Source organism: Labrys miyagiensis (assembly GCF_030160835.1).
Lineage (GTDB): Bacteria > Pseudomonadota > Alphaproteobacteria > Rhizobiales > Labraceae > Labrys > Labrys miyagiensis.
In genome coordinates, this window is sequence record NZ_BSPC01000013.1 from 20,532 (window position 1) to 35,869 (window position 15,338).

General features: G+C 65.6%; 10 protein-coding genes. 7 read left to right on the forward strand and 3 right to left on the reverse strand.

The genetic code is table 11. The features are described from left to right. Positions 1-111 precede the first annotated feature (111 nt). The 4 genes from QQL24_RS07600 to QQL24_RS07615 all read left to right on the forward strand — a co-directional run bounded on the left by QQL24_RS07600 (position 112) and on the right by QQL24_RS07615 (position 6,628). Positions 112-897 (forward strand): ImuA family protein, encoded by a 786-nt coding sequence (locus QQL24_RS07600; protein WP_284311342.1) that lies wholly within the window; start codon positions 112-114, stop codon positions 895-897. After that, positions 812-2,533, forward strand: coding sequence for a Y-family DNA polymerase (locus QQL24_RS07605; protein WP_284311343.1), 1,722 nt, complete (start codon positions 812-814; stop codon positions 2,531-2,533). Before QQL24_RS07600 ends, QQL24_RS07605 begins: the two co-directional genes overlap by 86 nt. 71 nt (positions 2,534-2,604) lie before the next feature. Then, positions 2,605-5,862, forward strand: a complete 3,258-nt coding sequence (locus tag QQL24_RS07610) for an error-prone DNA polymerase (protein ID WP_284311344.1) — start codon at positions 2,605-2,607, stop codon at positions 5,860-5,862. 10 nt (positions 5,863-5,872) lie between these two features. Further along, positions 5,873-6,628: an endonuclease III domain-containing protein gene (locus QQL24_RS07615; protein ID WP_284311345.1), complete on the forward strand. Its 756-nt coding sequence runs from the start codon at positions 5,873-5,875 to the stop codon at positions 6,626-6,628. A 166-nt stretch (positions 6,629-6,794) separates the two neighbouring features. On the opposite strand, the gene QQL24_RS07620 is transcribed toward QQL24_RS07615, so the two are convergent. Beyond that, positions 6,795-7,871, reverse strand: coding sequence for a dipeptidase (locus QQL24_RS07620; protein WP_284311346.1), 1,077 nt, complete (start codon positions 7,869-7,871; stop codon positions 6,795-6,797). A gap of 226 nt (positions 7,872-8,097) precedes the next feature. Then, entirely contained in the window at positions 8,098-9,738 is a 1,641-nt protein-coding gene (gene pgi / locus QQL24_RS07625; protein ID WP_284311348.1) for a glucose-6-phosphate isomerase, read from the reverse strand. A gap of 95 nt (positions 9,739-9,833) precedes the next feature. Here pgi and QQL24_RS07630 point away from each other — a divergent pair, with 95 nt between their 5' ends. From QQL24_RS07630 to QQL24_RS07640, 3 genes are all read left to right on the forward strand, one after another. Then, positions 9,834-10,994, forward strand: a complete 1,161-nt coding sequence (locus QQL24_RS07630; RefSeq protein ID WP_284311349.1) for a M20 aminoacylase family protein — start codon at positions 9,834-9,836, stop codon at positions 10,992-10,994. 121 nt (positions 10,995-11,115) lie between these two features. Then, a complete protein-coding gene (locus QQL24_RS07635; RefSeq protein WP_284311351.1) occupies positions 11,116-13,197 on the forward strand; it encodes a prolyl oligopeptidase family serine peptidase in 2,082 nt (693 codons plus the stop codon). 357 nt (positions 13,198-13,554) lie between these two features. Further along, a complete protein-coding gene (locus tag QQL24_RS07640; protein ID WP_284311353.1) occupies positions 13,555-14,523 on the forward strand; it encodes a threo-3-hydroxy-L-aspartate ammonia-lyase in 969 nt (322 codons plus the stop codon). A 190-nt stretch (positions 14,524-14,713) separates the two neighbouring features. On the opposite strand, the gene QQL24_RS07645 is transcribed toward QQL24_RS07640, so the two are convergent. Continuing rightward, a complete protein-coding gene (locus tag QQL24_RS07645) occupies positions 14,714-15,157 on the reverse strand; it encodes a YiiD C-terminal domain-containing protein (RefSeq protein ID WP_284311355.1) in 444 nt (147 codons plus the stop codon). Between the last annotated feature and the right edge of the window lie 181 nt (positions 15,158-15,338).

Sequence of the window (15,338 nt, forward strand, 5' to 3'; positions counted from 1 at the left end):
AAAGGGTGTTTTTACCATGTTTGACTCCTGGCGCGTTTCGAGCGTCTTATCCTAAGACTCCACTTGAAATGTTCTTGTTTTGTTCTAGTCTGGGTGAAACGGATTTCGCCCATGACGATACGCGTACCCCCTCCCTCCGAGTTTGCTGACGAACGTGCCGAGAAGCTGGCGAGCCTGCGCCTGCTCTTGCCCCGGCTCGACCATGTGCATGCGGATGCCGGCGTCCTGCCTTTCGGCATCGAGGATGTGGACCAGAAGCTGCCGGGCGGCGGGCTGGCGCTCGACGGGCTGCATGAGATCGCGCCGCGGACGATCTTCGACACGGCCTCGGCGCTGGCCTTCCTCGTCTCCCGCCTGGTGCACAGGCAGGACAAGGACGCGGTCTGGCTGGTCACCTCGCCGCGCGGGCTGGACGGGCTCGGCCGGCTCCATGGGCATGGGCTGCGGGGCCTCGGGCTCGATCCGGCCCGGCTCGTGCTGGTCCATGCCGGCAGCGAGGTCGAGGCGGCCTGGGCGCTGGAGGAAATCCTGCGTTCCGGCGCCGCTGCCGCCGTGGCGGCGCTGACGGGCGGCGGCCTCGATGCCGCCACCAGCCGGCGCCAGCAGCTCGCTGCCGCCTCGGCGCCCTGCCCGCTCTTCCTGCTGCGCCCTCCCCTCGCCCCCTCCGCCACCGTTGCCGTCACCCGCTGGCGCATCGGTGCGGCAGCGGGCCCGCGCGACCGGTTCGGCCTTCTCACCGCCTGGCGCTGGCGCGTTCAGCTCGAACGCAGCCGCAACGGGCAAAGCGGTCTCTGGCTCATGGAGTACGACCATGTCACGCATCGTCTCGATCTGGCTGCCGCGCTGGCCGATCCAGCGTTTTCTGATTTCTCAGTCCAAAACGCCAAGGTCGCCTGAGACCGTCGATCCGCGCAGCCCCTTCATCCTCACGGTCGAGGCTGCGGGCGGCCCGCGCATCGCCTCCGCCAGCCGGCTGGCGGAACAGGAGGGCCTGGCGGCAGGCGGGCTGGTGGCCGATGCCCGCGCCAAGGTGCCAGGCCTGCAGACGCGCCCGCTCGCGCCGGAGGCCGACGCCCAGGCGCTGCACCGCCTTGGCCTGTGGGCCCTGCGCTACACGCCCGCCATCGCCCTCTATCGCGAGGCGGATGGCGCCGACGGGCTCTTCCTCGACATCGCCGGCGCCAGCCATCTCGCCGGCGGCGAGGAGGCTCTGCTCGCCGACATCGTCAAGCGCCTGCGCCAGTTCTCCCTGGGCGCGCGGGTGGCCCTTGCCGATACGCTCGGGGCCGCCTGGGCCCTGTCGCGCTTCCATCCCCAGGCGAACTTCATCCTGGCCGAGGGCGCCGATCCCGGTCCGGCGCTGACAGGCCTGCCTTTACAGGCCCTGCGCCTGCCCGACGATCTCTGCCAGACGCTGCGGCGTCTCGGCTTCAAGCAAGTCGGCGATCTCATCGGCAAGCCGCGCGCGCCCTTCGCCTCCCGCTTCGACGCCCTGCTGCTGCGGCGCTTCGACCAGGCCATGAACATGCGCGACGAGGCCCTCACCCTGGTCGAGCAGCCGCCGCTCTATCATCGCAGCCGCCAATTGCTGGAGCCGGTGGTGAGCCAGGCGGCCGTGGTGCATGTCGCCACCCGCCTGATGCAGGATCTCGTGCCGGCCCTCACCCGCGACGGCGTCGCCGCGCGCGTGTTGCAGTTGCGCCTCTTTCGTGTCGATGGCGAGGTGCGCACCATCCATATCGGCCTCGCCTCCGCCACGCGCGATCCCAGCCATGTCGCGAGACTCGTCACGCTCGACCTGGAACGCCTGGGGGAAACCATCGACGCCGGCTTCGGCTTCGAGACCATCAGCCTCGCCGCCACCCGCACCGAGAAGATCGGCAGCCGCCAGGCCCGCCTGTCGCTGCGCGATGGCCGGCGCCAGCCCGAGGCCGATCCCGGTGAGCGCCGTGCCGAACTGATCGATGCCCTGCGCCAGCGCCTCGGCCCCGGCACGGTGCGCCAGCTCCATCCGGTGGAACGGCACGATCCAGCCCGCGCCGAGACGGCCCGCGACGCCGGAGAGAGCGAGCCCGCCTGGCCGCAACCCGACCGCTCGCGCCTGCGCCCGCCCCTCTTCCTCGACCAGCCCGAACCCTTGCAGATCCTCGCCACCAGGCCGGACGGGCTGCCCGGCCATTTCCGCTGGCGCGGCGCCCCGCACCACATCACGCAATTGCAGGGGCCGGAGCGCATTGCCGCCCCCTGGTGGGAACAGGTGGCGCCGGCCTTGCCTACTATTTCCAAGGAGGAATTCGGCTGGGGCAAGAAAGGCGATGAAATCGGCAGCATCCCTGCCGGCGAGACCACGACCAGCCAGAAGCGCAACCGCTTCGAGGACGACGAGGCCGGGCGCGAACGCTCGGTGCTGCTGCCGGCGCCGGCACGGCAGGACCATTATGTCGCGGAGACCCTGGGCGGCCAGCGCTTCTGGCTCTGCCGCGAGGCGACGCCCCGGCAGGTGAACTGGTTCATGCGGGGGCTGTTCGCATGAGGCAGGATGAAGGGCGAAGTTTTCCTGGGACCGCAACGGGGGGCGGGTCTTCAGACCCGGCTCTTTCCTCGGTGCAACGGCCGGGTCTGAAGACCCGCCCCCCACACGCGCCTGCCTATGCCGAGCTCGCCGTCACCACCAATTTCTCCTTCCTGCGCGGCGCCTCCTTCCCGCAGGACATGGTGAAGCGGGCGCAGGAGCTCGGCCTCGTGGGCATCGGCATCGCCGACCGCAACTCCTTCGCCGGTGTGGTGCGGGCACTGCGGGAGGCCAAGAAGCACCCGCATCTACGCTATCTGCCGGGCGTGCGCCTCGTCACCACCGACGGTTTCGAGGCCATCGCCTACCCCACCGACCGCGAGGCCTATGGCCGGCTCTGCCGCCTGCTCAGCGACAGCAACAAGCGCATCAAAAGACAGAAAGGTGAATGCCAGTTCGGTTTCGAAGCGATCCTTTCCGCCAGCGAAGGCCAGATCCTGATCGCCCTGCCGCCGGACGAACCGGACGAGACCTTCATCGCCCGCGTTTCCGCCCTCGCCAAATCAGCCCCGGGCCGCGTCTACCTCGCCGGCCATCACCGCCTCTCCGGCGACGAACCCCGCCGCCTCGGTCGCCTGGCGGAACTCGGCGACGCCATCGGCGCCCCCATGGTCGCCGTCAACGACGTGCTCTACCACATGCCCGAACACCGGGCGCTGGCCGACATCCTCACCTGCATCCGCGAGAAATGCACCTTGGCCGAGGCCGGCTTCCGGCTGGAGATCAACGAGGAGCGCACCATCAAACCGCCCGAAATCATGGCGCGGCTGTTCGCGGATCATCCGGAAGCGCTGGCGAGGACGATCGAGATCGTGAAGGCATGCAGCTTCGATCTTCGGCAGTTGAGATACGAATATCCCGAAGAGCCGATCCCGCCGGGCAAGACGCCGCAGCAACATCTGGAGGATCTGACATGGGCCGGCGCGGATCGACGCTATCTCTATGGCGTGCCGGATGATGTCGCCGAGCGGATCAAGGAAGAACTTCGGCTGATCGCCAAGCTCGAATTCGCGCCCTATTTCCTCACGGTGCACGACGTCGTCGACTATGCCCGCAATAATCTCGAGGTTTTGTGCCAGGGGCGTGGTTCGGCGGCAAACAGCGCGGTCTGCTATTGCCTCGGCATCACAGAAGTCAATCCGGACGAAACCAAGCTGCTCTTTTCCCGCTTTATCTCGGAGAGACGCGGGGAGCCGCCGGATATCGACGTCGATTTCGAGCATGAGCGCCGCGAGGACGTGATCCAATATATCTATCAGCGCTATGGCCGGGAGAAGGCCGCCATCTGCTCCACCGTCATCCACTACCGCTCACGCCGGGCGGTCGGCGAAGTCGGCAAGGTGCTGGGCTTGACGCCCGATGTCACCGCAACCCTGTCCAAGACGGTCTGGGGCATGGGCATGCAGACCTGGACGCCCAGCCGCGTCAAACAGGCCGGTCTCGATCCTGATAATCCGGCCATCCGGCAAGCGCTCTATTTCACCAACGCCCTCACCGGCTTTCCCCGGCATCTGTCCCAGCATGTCGGCGGCTTCGTTCTCACCCGCAAGAGGCTCGATGAGTCGGTGCCAATCTGCCACGCGACCATGGACGATCGCACCTTCATCGAATGGGACAAGGACGATATCGATGAGATCGGCATGATGAAGGTCGATGTGCTCGCCTTGGGCATGCTGAGCTGCATCCGGCGCGGACTCGACCTCCTCAGGCAGCATTACGGGCGGCAGCTCGGAGAGATTGCCAAGCTGCCGCGTAAGGACGAAGCGACTTACGAGATGTTGTGCCAGGCCGATTCCGTCGGCGTATTCCAGGTCGAGAGCCGGGCGCAGATGTCGATGCTGCCGCGCCTCAAGCCGCAGGAATTCTACGATCTCGTCATCGAAGTGGCCATCGTCCGCCCCGGCCCGATCCAGGGTGGCATGGTGCACCCTTATCTGCGCCGGCGGGACGGCATCGAGAAGGAGCACTATCCCTCGCCGTCACCCGAATTCGGTCCGGCGGACGAGCTGAAAGAGGTCTTGTCACGCACCAAAGGAGTTCCGCTCTTTCAGGAACAAGCCATGGAGATCGCCATCAAGGCGGCCGGCTTCACGCCCGATGAGGCGGATGGCCTGCGCCGTGCCATGGCAACGTTCAGACACACCGGGACCATCGGCAATTACAAGGACAAGTTCATCAACGGCATGGTGCGGCGCGGCTATGAACAGGCCTTCGCCGAGCGCTGCTTCAGCCAGATCGAGGGTTTCGGCGAATATGGCTTCCCCGAGAGCCATGCCGCCAGCTTCGCCGTGCTCGTCTATGTCTCGGCCTATATCAAATGCCATTACCCTGACGTCTTCTGCGCGGCGATCCTCAACAGCCAGCCGATGGGCTTCTACCAGCCGGCGCAATTGGTGCGCGATGCCGAAAAGCATGGCGTCGAGATCCGGCCCGTCGACATCAATTACAGCGACTGGGACTGCACGTTGGAGCCGGCCACCGACCCGAGCAAGCACCGCTTTGCCGTGCGCCTGGGCATGCGGCTGGTGACGGGGCTGAACGAGGACGATATCCGGATGATGGTGGGCGGCCGCGGCAATGGCTATGGCAGCCTGGAGCGCTTCGGCTCGGCGAGCGGCCTCACCCTCCAGGCCATCGAGAAGCTGGCCGAGGCCGATGCCTTCCGTTCGCTCAACCTGGACAGGCGCGAGGCGCTCTGGGCCGTGCGCCGTTTCGAGACCATCGGCATCGGATTCAACAAAGCCAGCCGGGACCTGCCACTGCTTACCACCGATTTCGACGACCACCTCTTCCCCGAGCCGGCGATCGCCTTACCCGTCATGGAACAGAGCGAGCATGTGCTGGAGGATTACCAGACCACCGGCCTCTCGCTCAAAGCCCATCCCTGCTCCTTCCTGCGGCCGGAACTCGAGCGCCTCGGGGCCATCACCAACCACGCCCATCGCGGCAAGGAAATCAAGGAGAACAGCCTCGTCACCGTGGCCGGCCTAGTGCTGACGCGCCAGCGTCCGGGCACGGCCAGCGGCGTGGTGTTCATGACCATCGAGGACGAGACCGACATCAGCAACATCATCGTCTGGCCGAAAACCTTCGAAAAATACCGCCGCGCCGTGATGAATTCGCGCTTCGTCGCCATACGCGGCCGGGTGCAGCGCGCCGGCCTCGTCGTGCATGTGATCGCCGAAAACGTGCTCGACCTCTCGGCCGAACTCGCTCACCTGCGCGAAGGCATCCCCGCGCCGCCGGCCCAGCTCGAACTGACCCTGTTCAAGAGCCGGGATTTCCATTGAGGCGGAGGTCATGACGCCTGTCATCGAGCAGATCCAGTTCGGCTTCGATTTCGGCGAGCAGCCCCCTCTTGCCGTGGTGAGGCAGCGCCTGTTGGCAGCCTACGGCCCGCAACGCGACAGCCGCCGGCACACACCGCCCGAGCAGTTCGTAAAGGCGCTGATCAGTGCCGAAACCTTTGATTCCGAGTCCGAAAAAGCCTTCCGGGCCTTGCGCGAACATTTCCGCCCTCTCGACAGGCTGGGGCAGAGCACGGCACAAGAGGTGCTTCCTCATCTTGCCACCGTCACCCATCCCGAAAGGAAGGCCGAGCAGCTGGTACGATCGGTTGCGCGCATCATCGCCGAACGCGGCCGGTTCGAGCTGTCCTTCCTCGCCGCATGGCCCGTCGACGCCGCGATGGCGAAGCTGAAGCAGTATGACGGCATCGGCCCCAAATGCGCCGCCGCCATCCTCAGTTTCAGCGCCCTGCGGCGGCGCATCTTCGTGGTGGACCGGCATATCAAGCGCTTCGGTATCCGCTTCGGGCTTCTGTCCGAGGATGCCGGGTTCGAGAAGGCGCACCAGCAGATGATGCGCCTTATCCCGCCGGCCTGGGACGCCGACGACCTCTATGAGCTGCACTGGCTGATGAAGCGCTTCGGCCAGGAGGTCTGCACAAACCAGAGGCCGCCCTGCGAGCGCTGTGGGTTGGCGGATCTGTGCGCATTCGGACAAGCCAGACAGCCGGCGAAAGGGAACGATACAAAGCCGCGCCGTCGCGGCTGAACCTCAGCCCTCCGCATCAGCCGCGCGAGAACGGCGCACCAAACGCGGAGTGGCGATCACCGATCGCCAATTTTTGGAAACGAGGCATTTGCCGGCGATGAAGATGTCGATCTGTGATCGACACTCCGTATTTGCCGCCCCTCCATCTGCAAGGTCAGGGCCCCAGTCACCCCTGCGTTCTCTCCAGCAGCGACAGCCAGTTCTCGTAGCCGATCTTGCGCAACAACGGCTCGGAATAGCCGGCCCCGCGCAGGCGTTCGATCAGGCGGGGCAGGCCGGCGGCATTGCCGATGGCAGCGGGGATGACGGCGCCGTCGAAATCCGAGCCGAATGCGACGCCTTCCTCGCCCAAGTGCTCCAGGAGGTAGTCGAGATGGCGCACCATGATGTCGAGGTCGGTATCGGCGCGCATGGAGCCATCGGGCCTGAGGAAGCCGGCCGCGAAATTGAGCCCCACCACGCCGCGGCTCTCCTTGATGGCGGCAAGCTGCTTGTCCGTGAGGTTTCGGGCTGACTCGCACAAGGCGTGGACATTCGAGTGGGTGGCGACCAGCGGGGCGGAGCTGGTGGCGGCGACGTCCCAAAAGCCCTGCTCGTTAAGATGAGAGAGGTCGATCACGATGCCACGCCGATTGCACTCGGCCACCAGCGCCTTGCCGGCATCGGTGAGGCCAGGCCCGACATCGGGCGAGCCGGGGAAGCGGAAGGGCACGCCATGGCCGTAGATGTTGGAGCGGCTCCACACCGGTCCAATCGAGCGCAACCCCGCGGCATAGAGCACATCCAGCATGGCGAAGTCGGGATCGATGGCCTCCGCGCCCTCGATATGCAGCAGGGCCGCAATCTTGTTCGCTGCCATCGCGGCGCGAATCTCGGCAGCGCTGCGGCAGATGGCGACATCGTCGGGAAAGGCCCGCTCCAGCCGCAGCATGATCGAGAGCATGCCGATGGTGGAGGCCTGGGCATTCTCGATCGGCAGCATCGGCGGCAGCGGCACGTCGTAGCGAGGCGCCTGCGTGTCGCGGCTGAGGTCCGGCATCTTGATCGGCGGCGGGAACATGGCGAAGAAGCCGCCGGCAAAACCGCCCGCCCGCGCCTTGGGCAGGTCGATATGGCCCGAGCCCTCACCCTTGCCGAACACGTCTTCCGGCGGCTTGGCCTTCTGCAAATAGAGGCGCAGGAGGGTGTCGTTATGGCCGTCGAAGACGGGAATGGTGGCTGGCGCCTCGGCGGACGTACTCATGGGGGGTCCTTTTGGGCGGGGCGGCCATGGCGCTATGGAGGGGAGAATCCCGACACTTCTCGGGAAGGGTGCTATGCCGGTCTGAAGACCGGCACACCAGTCCGGCGCCTCACGGTGTGCCGGTCTTCAGACCGGCATGCCCGCGGTCGAGGTATGGGGGGCGGGTCTTCGGACCCGCCTTGATGGCGCGGCGTATCAGAAGGCGGGTCTGAAGACCCGCCCCCGGTCAGCTCCGCAGCGACTTCAGATGCGCCACCAGGCCCTTGGTCGAGGCGTCCAGCCCTTCGACATTGGCGCCCTTGACCACCGGCAGCAGGCGCGAGGCGAGCTCCTTGCCAAGCTCGACGCCCCACTGGTCGAAGGAGTTGATGCCCCAGATCACGCCCTGCGTGAACACCTTGTGCTCGTAGAGCGCGACGAGGCGGCCGAGCATGCGCGGGGTGAGCTTGCGGTAGGCGATGGTGGTGGTCGGCCGGTTGCCAGGGAACACCTTGTGCGGTCCCAGCAGATCGATCTTCTTGTCATCGAGGCCCTGCGCCTTCAGCACTCCCTTGGCCTCCTCCAGCGAACGGCCATGCATGAGGGCTTCCGTCTGGGCCAGACAGTTCGCCATCAGGATGGCGTGGTGGTCGCCCATGCCGGTCTCATGCGGCTCGGCCGCGATGAGGAAGTCGCCCGGGATAACGCTCGTGCCCTGGTGGATGAGCTGGTAGAAGGCGTGCTGGCCGTTGGTGCCAGGCTCGCCCCACACCAGCGGGCCGGTGTCCGAGGTCACCGGCGTGCCGTCGAGATGGACGCGCTTGCCGTTCGACTCCATGTCGAGCTGCTGCAGATAGGCCGGGAAACGGCCGAGGCGCTGGTCATAGGGCAGCACGGCATGGGCGGCATAGCCCATGAAATTGCGGTGCCAGATGCCGATCAGGCCCATCAGCACCGGGATGTTCTGTTCCAGTGGCGTCGAGACGAAGTGGCGGTCGACCTCATGGCCGCCGGCCAGGAACTCGGAGAAGTTCTCCGGGCCGATGGCGATCATCAGGCCGAGGCCGATAGCCGACCACATCGAATAGCGCCCGCCAACCCAGTCCCAGAAGCGGAACATGCGGTCCTTGTTGATGCCGAAGGCTTCCACCGCCACGATATTGGTGGAAATGGCGGCGAAATGATCGCCCACCGCCGTCTCGCCCAGGGACTTGGCGATCCACTGGCGCGCCGAATGGGCGTTGGTCATCGTCTCGATGGTGGTGAAGGTCTTGGACGACACCAGAAACAGGGTGCGCGACGGATCGAGGCGCGAGAGCACGTCCGACATGTCGGCGCCGTCGACATTGGAGACGAAATGGGGGCGCGGCCCATCGACCGCATAGGGCGAGAGCGCGCGGGCGCCCATGGCCGGGCCGAGATCGGAGCCGCCGATGCCGATATTCACCACATCGGTGATCTTGTCGCCGGTGGCGCCGCGCAATTCGCCCGAGCGGATCTTGTTGGCGAAGGCAAAGCAGAGGTCGAGTTCGGCATGCACGTCAGGCACGACATTCTTGCCGTCGACCAGGACCTGCGAGTCAGCGGGTGCGCGCAGCGCCGTGTGCAGCACCGAGCGACCCTCGGTGGTGTTGATGGCATCGCCCCGGAACATTTCGTCGCGGCGGGTCTCGATGCAATGCGCCCGCGCCAGCTTGAGCAGCAAGGCGAGGGTCTCCTCGCTTACGCGGTTTTTCGAGAAATCCACCAGAACATCGTCGAGCGAAAAGGAGAATTTCGAGAAACGATCAGGATCGGCTGCGAAAAGGTCTCGCGTGGTCGTCGCCCCCAGCTTCTGCTTGTGGGCCTCGAGATCCTGCCAAACCGTTGCGGCCTGTGAATGATCCATGATCGTTCCCTTCCTCATTTTCTGAAGGCGTGCAAAACTGGGACTAACTTGTGGCCCGGCTTGGGGGCAGAAATCAATATTGGAACTGATAGCGCATGACGATTTCGGACAGCATCAAGGCTCTCCTTCCTGAAGTCACCGAATGGCGCCGGGATATACATCGCCATCCTGAACTGCAATATGACGTTCACCGCACGGCCGGAAAGGTGGCCGATCTCCTGCGCCAATTCGGCTGCGACGAAGTGGTGGAAGGCATCGGCAAGACGGGCGTGGTCGGCGTGATCAAGGGCCGGCCGGGATCGCGCGCCGTTGGACTGCGCGCCGACATGGATGCCCTGCCGATCGAGGAGACCACCAACCTCGCCTATTCCTCTTCCGTATCAGGCAAGATGCATGCCTGCGGCCATGACGGCCACACCGCGATGCTGCTGGGCGCCGCCAAGACGCTGGCGAAGCAGCGCAATTTCACCGGCAATGCCGTGGTGATCTTCCAGCCTGCCGAGGAGGGCGGTGGCGGCGGCAGGGCCATGGTCGAGGACGGCATGATGGAGCGCTTCGCCATCGAGGAAGTCTATGGCATGCACAATCTGCCCGGCCTGGCGCCGGGACATTTCTCCATCTGCCCCGGGCCGATCATGGCCTCCAGCGACGTCTTCGACATCGACGTCACCGGCAAGGGTGCGCACGCCGCCAAGCCCCATGAAAGCATCGATCCGGTGCTGGTCTCCGCTCATATCATCAGCGCGCTGCAGACCATCGTCTCGCGCAACACCGACCCGCTGAAGAGCGCCGTGGTCTCGGTGACCGCGATCCATGCGGGCGAGGCCTATAACGTCATCCCCTCCCGCGTGCATATGCACGGCACCTGCCGGGCACTGCTGCCGGAGATCCGCGACCTGCTCGAACGGCGCGTGGTCGAGGTGGCGGAACTGACGGCACGGGCCTTCGGCGCCAGCGCCAGGGCAGTCTATTCGCGCCACTACCCGGTGACCCGCAACCACGCCACGCAGACCAAGTTTTGCGGCGAGATCGCCAGGCGCGTCGCCGGCCACGACAATGTCGATGTCGAGGCGCCGCCGATGATGGGCGCGGAGGACTTCTCCTATATGCTGGAGGCCCGGCCCGGCGCCTTCATCTTCATCGGCAATGGCGACAGCGCCGGGCTGCACAACGCGGCCTATGACTTCAATGACGCCATCATCCCCGCCGGCATCAGCTATTGGACCCAGCTTGCCGAAACGCGATTAGCGGGGTAGCTGGGAGCGCGGACGTCCCTACGACACTCAAGAGAGTGTCGGACGATCCGCTCTTGGAAACGACTCGTTCTACGACAGAGGAAGAGCGGACGAGGACGTCCGCGCTCCCAGCAAGGCACCCATGACAGCCCCCGATCTCTGCCCGACCCTGGCTGCCCCCGACGACGATCCGTATCTCTGGCTCGAGGAAATCGAGGGCTCCGCCGCCCTGGCCTGGGTTGCGGAACGCTCGCAGGCGACCATGGCGAAGTTCGGCGATGCCGGCTTCGCCGCGGATCGCGACACGCTGACCGCCATCCTCGACAGACCGGACCGTATCCCGGACGTCACCCGGCGCGGACGCTACCTCTATAATTTCTGGCAGGACGCAGCGAACCCGCGCGGCGTCTGGCGCCGCACCAGCTTTGCCTCCTTCGCCACGCCCGAGCCCGAATGGGAGCTGGTGCTCGATCTCGACGCCCTCGCAAAGGAGGAGAACGAGGATTGGGTCTGGGGCGGTTCCGCCGTCGAGCCGGAGGAGAAGCGCCGTACCATGCTGCGGCTGTCGCGCGGCGGCAGCGATGCCGTGGTGCATCGTGAATTCGATATCGAGACGCGTGGCTTCCCGGCCGATGGCTTCGTACTGCCGCAGGCCAAGGGCGGCATCGCCTGGCTCGACGAGAACACACTGCTACTCTCCAGTGCGCTTGGCGACGGCATGGCGACGACTTCTGGCTATGCCCGCACAGTGCGCCTCTGGCGCCGTGGCGAGGACCCGCTCAAGGCGTCCGTGATCTTCGAGACCAAGCCTGATTTCATGTCGGCCTGGGCGGGTGTCGATCGTACGGCCAGTAAGCCACGTGTGTGGTTCATGGAAAAGCCTGCCTTCTTCGAGACGAATGGCTGGCTGGGCGATGCGAGCGGCCCCAAGACACGCTTCGAGCTGCCGGCCGATGCCCATTGGGACGCCTTCGACGACTGGCTCGTGGTGAAGCCCCGCACGCCCTGGACACCCGCGGCGCAGACCTATGCGGCGGATGTGCTGCTCGGCATCGGCCTTTCCGCCTTCCAGGCTGGCAGCCGCGATTTCTCCGTGCTGTTCGAGCCCGGCGAACGGCGCGTGCTGGATGGCTTCTTCTGGAACAAGGGGCAACTCGTCCTCTCCATCCTCGACAATCTCAAGCCGCATTTCGAGATCGCGACGCCCTCTCCCTCCGCCTGGCGGCGGCACCCGATCGAGGCGCTGCCCTCCACCGGCGTCGTGCATGTCTGGTCGCTCGACTCCGAGGATGCCGACACCAATGGCGAGATGATGGTGGCGCTGCAGGACCCGATCACGCCGCCGCAGGTCTCGCTGATGGATGTGAGCGATCCCGAGGCGCTCGCCGGCCCTACCGTGCTCAAGCGCGGCCCGGAAGTCTTCGATGCCAACGGCCTCAGGGTGACCCAGCACGAGGCCGTGTCCGTGGACGGCGAGAAGATCCCCTATACGCAGGTCGGCCCTGCCGGCGAAACCGGCGAGGCGCCGGTGCACCTGACGGGTTATGGCGGCTTCGAGGTGACGCTGCAGCCGACCTATATGGCGTCCGTCGGCAAGCTCTGGCTGGAGCGCGGCGGCACGCATGTGATGGCCAATCTGCGGGGCGGCGGCGAGTTCGGCTCGCGCTGGCACGAGGCCGGCCGCCGGCAGGGCAAGTTCCTTTCGCATGAGGATTTCGCCGCCATCGCCACCGATCTCGTGCGCCGCGGCGTGACGAGGCCGGGCCTTATTGCGGCCGAGGGTGGTTCCAACGGCGGGCTGCTGATCGCCAACATGCTGACGCGCCATCCCGGGAAATTTGGTGCGCTGTTCTGCACCATCCCGCTGATCGACATGCGCCGCTATACGAGGCTGCTCGCCGGCGCGAGCTGGATCGACGAGTATGGCGATCCTGACAAGCCGGAGGACTGGGCCTTCCTGCAGAAGATCTCGGCCTATCACACGGCGGGGCCCGGCAGCTATCCGCCGATCCTGCTGGCGACCACGCGCCGGGACGACCGCGTGCATCCCGGCCACGCCCGCAAGATGGCGGCCAAGCTCGAAAGCCTCGGCCACCGCGTGCATTTCTACGAACCGCAGGCCGGCGGGCACGGCTATGGCAAGGACAACAGCGAACGCGCCTCCTTCATCGCGCTCGGCTATTCCTTCCTGCGCAAGGCCATCGGCTGGGAGGTGGGAAGCTGAGGTTTTTGCTTCCGCTGGGCGAGATGAGGCAACGAAGGCTATGGCGCGCCCTCGAAGTCCCCTCGCCCCGTTCTTACGGGAAGAGGATGGAGGTGAGGGGCGGACCGGCTTCAGAAAGCTAATATTTCTCAAACAAGTCAATAAGATAAGCTAAATTGACATGCTCTATCTGGAATTGCTGCACTTCACAGAACGCCAATCTTAGAGCCCTGCGCAGCCCCTCACCTCTATCCTCTCCCCGTAGGAACGGGGCGAGGGCGCGCAGACGCTGCGTCTCATTTTAAACCCTGTCATCTCGCCCAGCCGGTTGTGCCAACACCTGTCGCCTCCTCCACCCTTAACGACGAATGCCCCACCATGACCGACCTTGCCCTCCCCACCTATGACGACGTCGTCGCCGCTGCCCAGCGCATCGAGGGCCATGCCCATCGCACGCCGGTGATGAGCTCGCGTATCCTCAACGAGGAGATGGGCGCGCAGGTGCTGTTCAAATGCGAGAACCTGCAGCGCATGGGGGCCTTCAAGTTTCGCGGCGCCTTCAACGCCTTGTCGCGCTTCACGGCGGAGCAGCGCCGCAACGGCGTCGTCACCTTCTCCTCCGGCAACCACGCGCAGGCGATCGCGCTGTCGGCTCGCATCCTCGGCATTCCCGCCACCATCATCATGCCGCATGACGCGCCGAAGGCGAAGGCGGAGGCCACCAAGGGCTATGGCGGCAACATCGTCTATTATGACCGCTACAGCGAGGACCGCGAGGCGATCGGGCGCGCGCTTTCGGAAAAGCACGGCCTGACACTGATCCCGCCCTATGACCATCCGGACGTGCTCGCCGGCCAGGGTACGGCGGCCAAGGAGCTGTTCGAGGAGGTGGGCGAGCTGGACGCCTTCTTCGTCTGCCTCGGCGGCGGCGGCTTGCTCTCCGGCTCGGCGCTCACCACCAAGGCGCTCTCGCCCAATTGCAAGCTCTACGGCGTCGAGCCCGAAGCCGGCAATGACGGGCAGCAGTCCTTCCGCAAGGGCGAGATCGTGCGGATCGACACGCCCAAGACCATCGCCGATGGCGCCCAGACGCAATATCTCGGCAACTACACCTTCGGCATCATCAAGCGCGACGTCGACGATATCTTCACCGCCAGCGATGCCGAGCTGGTGGACTGCATGCGTTTTGCTTTCTCGCGCATGAAACTGGTGATCGAGCCGACGGGCTGCCTGGCCTTTGCGGCGGCCCGGCGCATGAAGGATCAGCTCAAGGGCAAGCGCGTGGGCGTGCTGGTGAGCGGCGGCAATGTCGACCTCGACCGGTTCTGCGGGGTGATGGCGGGGTGAGGCTGGATAGAGAGTTTTCCTTTCAGGAAAAGGCGCATCGTCATTCCGGCTGGAGCGTATCCTCACAAGCTTTGCTTGTGATTGGGAACGCCGGAATCCATGAACACAATCCTGGGAGGACTGTGTTCATGGATCCCGGCTCTTCGGCCGGGATGACGCTCCTCGCGGCTCGATCTGAGACCGCAATTCCCTACCGCGCCAGGGCAGCGAAATCACCCTTGAAGCGCGCCACGCAGCGGCCGTCATGGTCGACCTCGGCCAGAACGGGGATGCGTGCCTTGCCCTTGCGCGCGAAGGTCTCCAGTACATGCGGCCAGTTGTCCGGCTCGGCGAGGCTGGAGCGAGCCGAGACATCGCCTTCGGCCGGCGCCAGATAGTCCATGTGGATGGCGCCGACGACCAGGCTGCAGTCGATTCCCGCCCGCCGGAGCTTGAGATGCGCCAGCGACCAGGCCGCGAGCGTAGCCAGCGTGGCGAGGCTGCCGCCGAAAACCGTGCCGTGATGGTTGATGTTGGGCGCCAGCGGCGCGCCGAGGCGCACGGAATCAGCGGCAATGTCGAGGACCCGGACCTGCATGGCGCGCGTCAGCGGGATGTTGGCGTGCAGATCGGCTTCGAGTTCGGAGGGCAGCAAGAGGGGGGTCCTAACCTGGGAGCGCGGACATCACAGCGACATGCTTGCATGTCGCGATGTCCGCTCTTGAACCTCGCCCTCGGGGGCGAGGCGCAACGGTCGAGCTTGGTTCTGAATTGTGAGTGGTTCAAGAGACACCCTGTGTCAACCTCCCTGGTGATCTGAGGTTGGCATGAGCGTG

What these genes read in the sequence shown, in the direction of transcription:
- QQL24_RS07600 (WP_284311342.1), top strand. Translation starts at nt 112, where the DNA reads ATGACGATACGCGTACCCCCTCCCTCCGAGTTTGCTGACGAACGTGCC.
- QQL24_RS07605 (WP_284311343.1), top strand. Translation starts at nt 812, where the DNA reads ATGTCACGCATCGTCTCGATCTGGCTGCCGCGCTGGCCGATCCAGCGT.
- QQL24_RS07615 (WP_284311345.1), top strand. Translation starts at nt 5,873, where the DNA reads ATGACGCCTGTCATCGAGCAGATCCAGTTCGGCTTCGATTTCGGCGAG.
- QQL24_RS07620 (WP_284311346.1), bottom strand. Translation starts at nt 7,871, where the DNA reads ATGAGTACGTCCGCCGAGGCGCCAGCCACCATTCCCGTCTTCGACGGC.
- pgi (WP_284311348.1), bottom strand. Translation starts at nt 9,738, where the DNA reads ATGGATCATTCACAGGCCGCAACGGTTTGGCAGGATCTCGAGGCCCAC.
- QQL24_RS07630 (WP_284311349.1), top strand. Translation starts at nt 9,834, where the DNA reads ATGACGATTTCGGACAGCATCAAGGCTCTCCTTCCTGAAGTCACCGAA.
- QQL24_RS07635 (WP_284311351.1), top strand. Translation starts at nt 11,116, where the DNA reads ATGACAGCCCCCGATCTCTGCCCGACCCTGGCTGCCCCCGACGACGAT.
- QQL24_RS07640 (WP_284311353.1), top strand. Translation starts at nt 13,555, where the DNA reads ATGACCGACCTTGCCCTCCCCACCTATGACGACGTCGTCGCCGCTGCC.